Below are 11,006 nucleotides of genomic sequence, written 5' to 3'. Positions count from 1 at the left end.
ATTATATCGAGTGTGATTACAATCGGTGGCGCCGCCACAGTGCCTGTGGCGGTCTCAGTCCCGAACAATTTGAAAACCAGAACTTCACTTAGGGCCGTGTCCACGTTACGTGGGTAGGATCACACAAGGCAACGTTTTAATTATCTAGTTTGTATCGATGATGACGCTAATCGCGGTGGTGAAATTGGAGCAGGAATAGTGTGAGCAACGGGATGAAGCAGAAGATATAGCGGCAGCTATCTGATGCCTGAACGCTATTTCACAACCATGAACAACCTTGTCATTGTGCATATAAAAAACTAAGCCTAAGCTTTCCTTAACAATTTCCTTGCTCTAAAAAGTCGAGATCGAACGGTGCCAATTGGAATGTGGCATATTTTGGAGACGGAGTGGTAATCATATTCATTAAAAGATGTTAAGATTATAATATCCTGCATATCAGGAGGTATGTTAGTAAGCCGGCTGAAAACTTTTTTGAGTCTGTCTGTGTATTCAAAACTCATATCAGGACCTGGGTCATATAATTGAGACTCCTCATCACTATCATTCATAGTATCAATGCTGATAAAACCAGAGCGTTTTCTGTAGTGATTTCTTATAATGTTTAACGCAATACCAAAGACCCAGGTATCTAACCGAGAGTCTGAAGAAAAATTACTAATGGATTTGATAGCTTCAAGATAGGTAGATTGTAAAATATCTTCTGCATCATCGATGTTTGAGACTTTTTTTCGAATAAAATAATAAAGTTTCTTATTCGTTTCTTCATAAAAACTTTCCCAGTCAACTTGCTTACTTTCAATGGCACTGTCACTAACATTAAAGTTACTCATCATCACAACTCCTTGTCTTGATGAACTATATGTGCAGTTTGTAGGGGTGGCGTTTCATAAAAATTTCTTAAACATCGAAGTTAGGAACAATCCTACAAGCTCACAATCTGAATGAAAACTTATGCAAACAAATATTTTTTTTTGTAAAGAACAAAGCAAAGGGAACTATGTTTAATTTAAGGTTACAAATTAACAGTGATTGAGGATGATTTAATGAATATTAATGAATGCAATACGAAAAAATTTCATGTTGAACTTAAAATCATCGAAGAAAATAGCCTTTTAAAGAAAAAAGAGCGCTTAGATGAAAATGAATCAGCAAAAACCTCATTCTTCAGGCCATTACTGAATAAAGAAACAGGTTGCAATGAAATAAAAAAATATAAAGCAAAGTCAAAGAACGGGATTAATGGCATTAGTGAATTGATGTTAATCATAAGTTCAGAAAATCAAGAAGATAATAACCGGAGGATGAATGAACTATACATTGAGTTAGAGAAAAAACGCGAGCAGGCAATTGAATCCTTAATAAAAGAAATTAATAGTGATATTGGTGAATGTGGTGTATTACTTAAACACTTTATAAAAAATAGCGATAGTTTTATTTCTGAGAAAGCAAGTAAGTTATACAGTGAATTAGAAAGCAAGTATCAAGATGAACTAATTGCATCACTGAATACTGCGAAAGCAATATCAATTCATACAAAAAACAAAGACGTCAGAAAAAAAATCAGGGAGTTTTACTATGTAAACATAAAATTAAATGAAACAAGCTTGGCGATCATGCTCAAAATTTCAAAAGAATTTGGCACTGAAGAAATCACCAAAACAATAAAAATTTTGCAGCATGCATTGTCAGATGATTTGGTTTCTTTCATACCTTCAGTTGCAACGTCAACAATAAGATTAATGCAAAAAAAACTTCATGAAGTGATTATAATAAACACCATCCACATAGATTGTATAAAAATGGTAAATAAAGAATGTAATGAGACGATTAATAAGGTTTCACCGTTAGATATAACCATTTTTATTTTGAGCGTAATATCAGGCAGTAGTATGCAAAATGCAGAATGCAAATTTACCAACAAACAAACTCAAGAGTCACTTATTAAAAGTAATTACGTTAACAATGTCGTTAAAATACTGAGAGACTTACCTCTTTGGATGTGGAATGATGGCATTAATATAAGTCAATCAATAAGTGAGCTATGTAAAGTTGACTAAATAAGATTCTTGATGGAGTGGCATTTGAATAAATTAAATGAAAAAAAATCATTTGGAACAATATTGAATTTAAAACAAAAATATGAAATGCTGGGATCTATATTCATATTTTTGATAATTTTTATGTTGATAATCCCTCTCCCTTTAGCACTAATTGATATTTTGATAAGTATAAGCATTGGTATTTCCTCACTTTTAATCATGCTAGCAATGTTTTTACCTCGAGCGATATCTTTCTCAAGCTTTCCAAGTGTGTTACTTATAACAACTATTTTCCGCTTAGCGCTATCAATTGCTACAACCAGACAAATATTGACTCAAGGTGATGCAGGGGAAATAGTAGGAGCATTTGGCGAATTTGTGATTGGCGGTAATATTGTAGTTGGACTAGTTATATTTTTTATTTTAACAATTGTTAATTTCTTAGTCATAACTAAGGGAGCGGAAAGGGTAGCTGAAGTTGCTGCACGATTTACCTTAGATGCTTTGCCTGGAAAGCAAATGTCAATTGATAGTGATTTACGTGCAGGGTTGCTCACAGCCTCCCAAGCCAGAGATTTACGTAGTGAACTTTCAAAAGAAAGTCAATTATATGGAGCAATGGACGGTGCAATAAAATTTGTCAAAGGCGATTCAATCGCAGGGATAGTGATACTTTTTGTAAATTTATTTGGTGGGATAAGCATAGGGATTCTATATAACGAATTAAGCTTTGGAAATGCCATCGACATTTATTCAAAGCAAACAGTGGGAGATGGATTAATTTCGCAAATCCCAGCGTTATTAATATCAATATCAGCCGGTCTAATAATAACAAAAGTTTCCGAAAATGGACAAGATACGATAAAGGGGTTGGGTGACGACATTGTCAATCAGCTTTTCTTACGGCCCAATCCCATTATGCTAACATCATTGGCAATGTTAATATTCGCTATAATTCCAGGTTTACCTGGTGTGACATTTGTAAGTATATCCATATCTCTGTTTATTGTTGGGATAGTTAAAATATACTCCCCTTTCAAAAAGGAGGGTGATAATATAAATGAGATAACTTTAATGGAAATTAACCCTGCGAATAATGGCAAAGAAGACTTGAAGTCATTTCATTTAGTCGTCCCCTACATCATTATGTTTCATGAAAGCATGAAGGATAAGGAAATAACTAATAACGTCATTGAGGACTTAAGAAAAATAAGGAATTCACTCGTTTATAATTCAGGATTGACGTTACCTGCATTTACTATTGAGTACAGTGAAGAAGTAGAAACTGATGAGTTTTGCTTTTACATTAATGAAGTTCCTGAGATTAAGGCGACTTATAGCGATAAGTTGGTTGCTATTGACAAAAGACACATCGCAGATTTAAACAAAGAAGATATGTTTCCGGGTAAGGAATCCAGAAAAGAAGACGATATTATTTGGTGTGATAAAAAGTCCGGCCAATTACCTGAGGTTGAATGTAAACAAATAAGCGCAAAAGAACTTTACAGTAAAAGAATAGAGGATGTTTTATATAAGACAAGTAGTGCTTTTATCGGCCTGCAAGAAACGAAGGCATTTATTTCATGGCTTGAGATTGAAAAGCCTGAGATATCGAATGAGCTGCAACGTATGCTACCGATAGTATTAATTACAACAATTCTTCAGAACTTAGCATCAGAAAGAGTTTCCCTCAGGTCATTCAAAATGATCAGCGACGCTTTGATTGAACATGGTTTATATGAACAGGACCCATTATTATTAACCAACTTAGTGAGATTGAAAATAAGAAAACAAATTTGCCAGCAGTATATTGAAAATAACGTAATTAACGCATGGCTTTTGTCGTCTGAGGATGAAGAGTACTTAAAATCAGCACTAAGGATTTCAAGCAGCAATGCCTATCTTTCTCTTTCAGCAGACAAAATATTAAGTATAAAAAACACCATAAAAGATATTGCATCAAATGAAACCAGCTTGAAATTGGTATTTATTGTTTCGCAAGAAATTAGGTTGCCTTTTAGGAGGGTTATTGAAAATGATTTTAATGAAATAGCAGTGTTATCATTTCCTGAACTAACTAATGATATCAAGATAAACATTGTGGAAAGCATTACATTTGATTTCAAAGAATAGTATAAAAACATGAGATAAATTAGATGTTTGAACTAAGGGTCTTAACAGGATTACATCAAGGCACTGCACTTCCTTTAATCGGGACTGAATGGACAATAGGTGAAGGTCATACCTGCTGCTTGAGTTTAAAGGATGTCGGCATACATAAAAAACATGCAACTTTAGTAAGAAATGAAAATGGATGGGTGCTAATTTATGAAGGCAACTCAATTAATCATCAGGAAGAGATAAAGCATGACATTCCTTTTAAAGTTGAATGTGTTTGGTTGGTGGTAACTGACTCAAATAATTTATGGAAGAAATTCCAGATTGGTGAACATGTTCAAAGAAAAAGATTTAATTCCATCGATTTTTTAGGCGCATTTTTACTTCTTGTAAGCATCATCGTTTTTATCACTTGGCAAGTAGCAGGCCCCACACATGATACATCAGACTCTTCAAGTAGTTTAAAAAAAGAGAACGTGGTAGCACTACATGATTCTAAAACAGAAGAAGAAATATTAACCGATATGTTAACCTCCAGAAATTTGAATGTCCGTGCAATAAAAATTGACAACGACAGGAAAATTGAGATTCATGGTAATTTAGAGGGGAAGGATTATAAAAAATTAAAAAGGCTGCTTAATTATTTAGATGATAACTATCATTTCGAAAATAAAGTAAATAACAATGTCATTGAGGTTGAAAATAAATTGCCTTTTAAAATTAGACAGATCTCAAACTCCCCTATGCCTTATATTATCACCGACTCTGGGGGGTTTTTATTTGTAGGCGATGAGGTTCTAGGAGTTAAATTATTATCCGTATCATCAGATCATGTTTCATTTAGCGGAAATGTTGAAATTTCGATTGGATGGTAAATTGAAAAAAATAAAAAAAGAAATATTTAACATTAGAAAAAAACACCTTTCACTAATCAATTCAGATCCTATTAAGACACAATCAAAAATACTTAGTGTGAAAAGTGGAATGATTGAGTGTAATGTCCCAAACGGTAGAGTTGGAGAACTCTGTAAAATAAAAAAAAGTGATGGAAGTGAAATTCTATCTGAAATAGTGAGATTAGATAAATCAAAAGCAACCTTGTCTGCTCTAGGGTATTTAGATGGCATATCAAAAAATGATATTATTGAGCCAATGAAAACCCCGCATAGAGTTAAAGTATCAAATGATTTACTTGGGAATATACTAGATGGTTTTGGTCGCTCTTTAACAAGAGGTGGACATGAGGCTTTCTCAATAGAAAATCATGATGAACACTTAAAAGTAATGGATAATGAAATATCCCCATTAGAACGTGAAGAGATATCTGAACCCTTAATAACAGGTATTCGCGCCATCGACGGGCTTTTAACATTAGGTGTAGGACAGCGTGTTGGCATTTTTGCAGGCCCCGGTTGCGGTAAAACTTCACTGATTGCTGAATTAGCACGCAATATTAATTGCGATGTGATTGTAATAGGGCTTATTGGGGAGCGCGGTAGAGAAGTCAAACATTTTTGGGAGAATGAAATCGATCAAAATACACGAGGAAAAGCCGTTCTCGTTTGCTCGACATCTGCCAGTAGTAGCATGGAGAGAGTTAGAGCCGCTTATACCGCAACGTCAATTGCTGAAGGTTTTATGAAAAAAGACCTGCATGTTGTTTTGTTGCTTGACTCAATAACCCGTTTTGTAAGGGCGCAACGTGAAATTGGGCTCTCATTAGGAGAACCAGCAGGTCAAAATGGTTATCCTCCCTCTGTATATCCTCTTATACCAAGATTGTTAGAACGTGCAGGTAAACGTAAAAATGGCAGTATTTCGGCCTTTTACACAATACTTTTAGAGAAAGATATTGATCATGATCCTATTGCTGATGAAATTCGATCATTAGTTGATGGCCACATTGTTCTGTCGAGTAAATTAGCAGCACTAAATCATTTTCCTGCAATAGATGTATTATCAAGCCTTAGCAGAATTATGAATAATATAGCAAGTAAAGATCATATGACTAAGTCAAACAAAATTAAATCTTTGTTATCAATATGGAATGAGAATGAAATTCTTTTCAGGCTTGGTGAATATAAATCTGGAAACAACCTAGAATTAGACTTATCGATAAGAATGAAAAATCATATTAGAGACTTTTCTTGCCAAGAAATGGGAACATCTGAAAAGTTTTCTCAGACGCTTAATTTATTAGATGAGTTATACTTGGAGACTAAATAAATCAAAAATGTCAACACAAATGCTCAAAACGACCAATCACTTATTAAGACTTTAGTTTTACTCAATAGAAATAAAGTCACCATACTGGGAGCCAAGGTAAGTGAAAATGAGTCAAAATTAATAAATATGAGAGCAGAATTAACGCTTAAAAGAAATAGTTACCACTATCTAATTGGTACATCGAATGACCTAAAGTGCAAGTATAAACAAAAATGCATGGTTACAATTGAAGAATTATTAACACATCAAAACGCAATTGCCAAAATCAAAAGAGAAACCATTATTGCCTTGAAGGCAATATCGCTTTGTGAAAATGAAATCACTGCACTTGAAATAAAGATTAAAGAAAAAAAAAAGAGCAATCAAGCTAGAGACAAAAACTGATATGCTTTTGAATTTATTAAATAACTTTACTTAGCTGCAATCTTACTAGCTTAGGATATTCTATGAACACAGAAAGTAAAAGCAAAACAACCAGGAATATAAAATCTATATCGGAAAAAGAAAGGATTATTCGTAATAAAATTGGAAGTGGCCTTTTTTTTAATTTCGCTAGTAATAATGAAACATACAAAATAACGTTAAATTTAGCTGATAAATACATGTCTTCGGATTATTCTTTGTTAGAATCAAGTTATGGAACCATAGAAATCAATAATGCTCAATTTTTGTTGAACTTTATGTCAAGCTACCCTGCACCAATTGATATCTCTTTTGCATCCGAGGAGGATTTTTTCTGGGATTTGTTCAACTACAATCTCATTAATGAGTTTAAAGTTTTATTTGGCTTCTTAAAAATAACCGATCAGGAAAATGATAAATCGCATATCCATCGTTATTTTATTACTACCAAGCTAACGATTCAAGATGATAAGGATTGTTATCATTTCAAACTAAAAGCGTCTCTTAATACAATCTTTCTTCTGGTGAATTCATCTGTATGGAAAAAAGTAAAACCAAAAAATTATGAATTTAACTACCGAATGCCAATAACGTTAGCCAAATGCTACTTAACTATGGAGCAAATTTATAATTTATGTCCTGGTGAAATCCTAGTCCCTACCATCCCTTTATTTAAAACATCTGGCGAAGGCTGTATATATGTAGGTTCAAAAACTGTTAAGGTGCGAATTTCCTGCAATAATAACAACCTTTTTTTTACCATTAAGAGTATTCAAAACATGACTGATAATATCACTTTAAGCGTACCTGATGAAAATGTATCAGACACTATTGAACAGATGGTTTCTGATTCTACTTTTATGTTGCAACCTAATATTGAGGTTGCCGATAATTATGATTTCATCGAGAAAGAAGAAGTAAATTTAAATATTAGATTGAAACCCAATGATATTAAATTAGATTTGCATATTCGATGTGGGGATTTAAGCATGCCTTACCCTGATTTACTGCATTTGTCTCAGGGTTCTATTTTAACACCTACTGCCTTTACACCTAACGATGCTAAATTATTTTACAAGGAACAAATAATAGCAGATGGAGAGTTAATTAACGTAGATGAAAAATTATGCTTCCTCGTTAATAATGTTTTACTCAATCATTCAAAAGAGTCTTAAATCTACCAATGGAAAATTATTCAATACCCCAACCTTTGTCTTTATTATTGATTCTTTCAATCGCTTCCCTTATCCCGTTACTTCTGGTAATCAGCACTTGTTTTTTAAAAATATCAATAGTATTAATACTGACACGAAATGCTCTTGGTGTGCAGCAAGTGCCACCTAATTTAGTTCTGTATGGAATGTCATTAGTTGCGACTGCATTTATCATGGCTCCTTATTACTCTGAAACATATAAAATATACTCCTCTAACACGATAGTATTTGATTCAATTGCGAATGCTTCAGAATCCCTTTCTGGTATTATAGAACCTTTGGTACGATTTATGATTAAACACGCCGATCCGGATGTTATTAGTAGCTTTCTTAGAAAGTCAATCGATCTTTGGCCCTCATCAATGTCTTCACAGGTCGATGAACAAAGTGTTCTTATTGTGTTGCCCTCATTTGTAGTTTCAGAATTACAAAACGCGTTCAAAATAGGATTTGTTATCTTCATTCCTTTCTTAATCGTAGACTTATTAGTCTCTAACATACTCATGGCATTAGGCATGCAGATGGTATCTCCAATGACAGTGTCATTACCATTAAAGATCTTATTGTTCATTTCAGTTGATGGCTGGAATAGACTTCTTAACAACCTCTTTTATTCATACATATAAACTATGGATATTGTTTATTTTACTAAGCGGGCACTATGGTTGACTGTAGAAATTTCCGCACCGTTTTTGATTTCTACAGTTATTGTCGGAATACTCATATCTTTGGTTCAGGCTGCCATGCAATTACAAGACCAAACCCTACCTTTCGCCTTGAAAATATTTTCTGTTGCCACCTTACTTTTTATCACTTCTTCATGGATTAGCACTGGTTTAGTTAATTTCACAATTGAATCATTTAATTTCCTTTCATTGCCGCGATTATAGTATGATATCCATAATAAATTTTGCTATTCAAGACTCTTTAATATCATTTGTTATAGTAGTCGCTAGAGTTTACCCTTGTTTTTTCTTAATCCCAGCTTTTCTATTTGGTTCAATAAAAGGAAGGATAAGAGCTTGCATAGTTCTTGTCTTTTCATTTTTCATTTATCCATCTTTGATGTCGACTTTATCTACGCGTGGACTTGAGTTAAATTTCTTGTTCTTTTTAATATTAAAAGAGTTTGCAATTGGTTTTTTTATTGGACTTTTATTTACTATGCCATTCTGGCTTTTTGAAAGTGTAGGTGCTTTAATTGACAATCAAATGGGCGTTTTAATGGGAGGGCAAATCAATAATTCTATTTTACAAACCGAAATCACAAATTTTAGCCAACTTTATAAGAATCTTGTAATTTTAGTTTTCTTTTTAAATGACTCCTTGATTAATATATTGATTTTCATATCAGACAGCTATTATTTCATCAGCCCTCTGGAATTTAACTTTTCTCATTTAGATAACTGGCGAGAGGTTTTCATGGGGGTATTGAAAAGGAATTTCACTTATTTATTGATATACTCACTCCCCTACATCCTTTTTCTTCTCATTTTTGATATTTCAATTGGTGTTTTAAATGTTTTCACGCCGCAACTTCAATCAACTTTAGTAACCAGCCCTCTTAAATGTTTGTGCGGATTGCTATTCATTTATTTATTTTTAACAGACACCATTTTTAGCATTGAATATGAACTATCCAAGCTAGCTGACTTATCCTCTGTAATATTTAAAACAATCTGAGGTTTTTATTGGAACAAAAAACTGAATTACCTACCCCCACTAAACTCAAAAAATCAAGAAGTAAAGGCGAAGTATCTCAAACTCAGGAGCTCCATAAAATCATTATCCTCATAATTTTCTTTGAGGCATTCACATTTTTTTTCAAATATGTATTCTATCATTTTTCAATTAATTTTCAGACAGTCATCCTTTTCATAGATAATCAGTTTACTATCGCTCACATTATCCGCGCCACCATTTATTCAGTAGCGGCTTTATTCATTCCCTTGCTACTTATTCCTCCAGTTGTTAGAATATTTTCCGGCTGGTTTCAATTTGGACCGCTTTTTTCATTCGCAGCACTGACTCCTAAGTTTAATTTTATTAATCCTATTGGACAATTTAAAAAAATGTTCTCTACGCTTAACTTCTCCACCCTCTTCATGTCAATATTAAAAACTACCATGGTCTTTCTTATTTTATTTTTAAGCGTTAAGTACAACTTAATTAATTTCAATAATGCTCTTCGTCAGAAATCCTACGTTATTTTCAATGTGGTTGACGTGTTGATTGATACAGTTCGCTTTATTATTGGTGGTTTGTTTTTTTTTAGTTTTTTGGATTTTTTATTACAGAAGCACTTTTTCATAAAAAAGCAGAAGATGTCTCTAAGTGAGTTAAAAAAAGAAATGAAGGATAGTGATGGTGATCCTTTATTTAAAAGCTACAGGCGCTCACTTGCCTTTGAGTTATCTTCTACTAGTGATAATGATGACACATATGATTACTCCTTAGAGGATGCTGATGTGATTTTAATTAACCCAACACATTATGCTATTGGACTGCTTTATGTAAATGGAATTACCCCTCTACCTAAGGTTATTTTAAAAAAAGAAGGTTACGAGGCAAGACTGTTAATTCGTAAAGCTCATTCACTTTCAAAACCTGTTATAAAAAACATAAAGCTCACTCGCTCTCTTTATTTATCAACCCCTCTTAATTCATATATCCCAAGAGAAGAATTGATTTCAGTTGGGCGCGTTTATAGAAACCTAATAAAACAAAGGGTTTCTCGCTCTAAAGTTTAATCTCAATAAAGAAGCTTTCCTTTTTTGTGATATCGCTGGCGGAGCTAAACCACCACAAAAAAGTTCACGTCGCGATTGCAATCGCTAAACCACAAACACAGGATTACACCGCTCTGCTGTGAATGGAATATATGATCCTACCCACGTAACGTGGACACAGCCCTAAGTGAAGTTCTGGTTTTCAAATTGTTCGGGACTGAGACCGCCACAGGCACTGTGGCGGCGCCACCGATTGTAATCACACTCGATATAAT

At 33.6% G+C, this 11,006-nt stretch carries 13 protein-coding genes; 11 read left to right on the top strand and 2 right to left on the bottom strand.

The features are described from left to right. Window positions 1-92: IS3 family transposase (locus ACVLVH_RS23975; RefSeq protein ID WP_498950430.1), on the top strand; the 92-nt coding region annotated here is incomplete at its 5' end. Window positions 93-305: 213 nt separating this feature from the next. Here ACVLVH_RS23975 and ACVLVH_RS23970 read toward each other — a convergent pair. Further along, on the bottom strand, window positions 306-836 hold the full coding sequence (locus ACVLVH_RS23970) for an RNA polymerase sigma factor (protein WP_498950428.1): 531 nt from the start codon (window positions 834-836) through the stop codon (window positions 306-308). A gap of 210 nt (window positions 837-1,046) precedes the next feature. Between ACVLVH_RS23970 and ACVLVH_RS23965 the strand changes: the two genes are divergently transcribed. The 10 genes from ACVLVH_RS23965 to ACVLVH_RS23920 all read left to right on the top strand — a co-directional run bounded on the left by ACVLVH_RS23965 (window position 1,047) and on the right by ACVLVH_RS23920 (window position 10,752). Continuing rightward, window positions 1,047-2,060: an HrpJ domain-containing protein gene (locus ACVLVH_RS23965; RefSeq protein ID WP_498950426.1), complete on the top strand. Its 1,014-nt coding sequence runs from the start codon at window positions 1,047-1,049 to the stop codon at window positions 2,058-2,060. A 24-nt stretch (window positions 2,061-2,084) separates the two neighbouring features. After that, window positions 2,085-4,175 carry a type III secretion system export apparatus subunit SctV gene (sctV, locus tag ACVLVH_RS23960; protein WP_498950424.1) on the top strand — a complete coding sequence of 697 codons (2,091 nt, stop codon included), beginning with the start codon at window positions 2,085-2,087 and terminating at the stop codon, window positions 4,173-4,175. A 23-nt stretch (window positions 4,176-4,198) separates the two neighbouring features. Next, on the top strand, window positions 4,199-5,035 hold the full coding sequence (locus ACVLVH_RS23955; RefSeq protein WP_498950422.1) for an FHA domain-containing protein: 837 nt from the start codon (window positions 4,199-4,201) through the stop codon (window positions 5,033-5,035). Next, on the top strand, window positions 5,025-6,386 hold the full coding sequence (locus ACVLVH_RS23950) for a FliI/YscN family ATPase (RefSeq protein ID WP_498950420.1): 1,362 nt from the start codon (window positions 5,025-5,027) through the stop codon (window positions 6,384-6,386). The genes ACVLVH_RS23955 and ACVLVH_RS23950 overlap by 11 nt, the downstream gene beginning before the upstream one ends. A gap of 216 nt (window positions 6,387-6,602) precedes the next feature. Then, window positions 6,603-6,770 carry a hypothetical protein gene (locus ACVLVH_RS23945; RefSeq protein ID WP_498950419.1) on the top strand — a complete coding sequence of 56 codons (168 nt, stop codon included), beginning with the start codon at window positions 6,603-6,605 and terminating at the stop codon, window positions 6,768-6,770. A 62-nt stretch (window positions 6,771-6,832) separates the two neighbouring features. Further along, entirely contained in the window at window positions 6,833-7,963 is a 1,131-nt protein-coding gene (locus tag ACVLVH_RS23940) for a hypothetical protein (RefSeq protein WP_498950417.1), read from the top strand. A gap of 8 nt (window positions 7,964-7,971) precedes the next feature. Next, on the top strand, window positions 7,972-8,628 hold the full coding sequence (gene sctR, locus ACVLVH_RS23935; protein WP_498950415.1) for a type III secretion system export apparatus subunit SctR: 657 nt from the start codon (window positions 7,972-7,974) through the stop codon (window positions 8,626-8,628). Window positions 8,629-8,631: 3 nt separating this feature from the next. Next, window positions 8,632-8,892 carry a type III secretion system export apparatus subunit SctS gene (sctS, locus tag ACVLVH_RS23930; protein ID WP_498950413.1) on the top strand — a complete coding sequence of 87 codons (261 nt, stop codon included), beginning with the start codon at window positions 8,632-8,634 and terminating at the stop codon, window positions 8,890-8,892. 1 nt (window position 8,893) lies between these two features. Beyond that, a complete protein-coding gene (locus ACVLVH_RS23925) occupies window positions 8,894-9,685 on the top strand; it encodes an EscT/YscT/HrcT family type III secretion system export apparatus protein (protein WP_498950411.1) in 792 nt (263 codons plus the stop codon). 8 nt (window positions 9,686-9,693) lie between these two features. Beyond that, window positions 9,694-10,752 carry an EscU/YscU/HrcU family type III secretion system export apparatus switch protein gene (locus ACVLVH_RS23920; RefSeq protein WP_498950409.1) on the top strand — a complete coding sequence of 353 codons (1,059 nt, stop codon included), beginning with the start codon at window positions 9,694-9,696 and terminating at the stop codon, window positions 10,750-10,752. A 162-nt stretch (window positions 10,753-10,914) separates the two neighbouring features. Here ACVLVH_RS23920 and ACVLVH_RS23915 read toward each other — a convergent pair. After that, window positions 10,915-11,006, bottom strand: a 92-nt coding sequence (locus ACVLVH_RS23915; protein WP_498950430.1) for an IS3 family transposase, incomplete at its 5' end; no start/stop codon positions are given.

Source organism: Kluyvera sp. 1366 (assembly GCF_054823405.1).
Note: the sequence above shows the minus strand (reverse complement) of the source record. Positions and strands in the feature narration are given on the sequence as shown.

Bases quoted from the DNA above. Each gene is read 5' to 3' on its own strand.
- ACVLVH_RS23970 (WP_498950428.1), bottom strand. From the start codon at position 836: ATGATGAGTAACTTTAATGTTAGTGACAGTGCCATTGAAAGTAAGCAA.
- ACVLVH_RS23965 (WP_498950426.1), top strand. From the start codon at position 1,047: ATGAATATTAATGAATGCAATACGAAAAAATTTCATGTTGAACTTAAA.
- ACVLVH_RS23955 (WP_498950422.1), top strand. From the start codon at position 4,199: ATGTTTGAACTAAGGGTCTTAACAGGATTACATCAAGGCACTGCACTT.
- ACVLVH_RS23945 (WP_498950419.1), top strand. From the start codon at position 6,603: ATGGTTACAATTGAAGAATTATTAACACATCAAAACGCAATTGCCAAA.
- ACVLVH_RS23940 (WP_498950417.1), top strand. From the start codon at position 6,833: ATGAACACAGAAAGTAAAAGCAAAACAACCAGGAATATAAAATCTATA.
- sctR (WP_498950415.1), top strand. From the start codon at position 7,972: ATGGAAAATTATTCAATACCCCAACCTTTGTCTTTATTATTGATTCTT.
- sctS (WP_498950413.1), top strand. From the start codon at position 8,632: ATGGATATTGTTTATTTTACTAAGCGGGCACTATGGTTGACTGTAGAA.
- ACVLVH_RS23925 (WP_498950411.1), top strand. From the start codon at position 8,894: ATGATATCCATAATAAATTTTGCTATTCAAGACTCTTTAATATCATTT.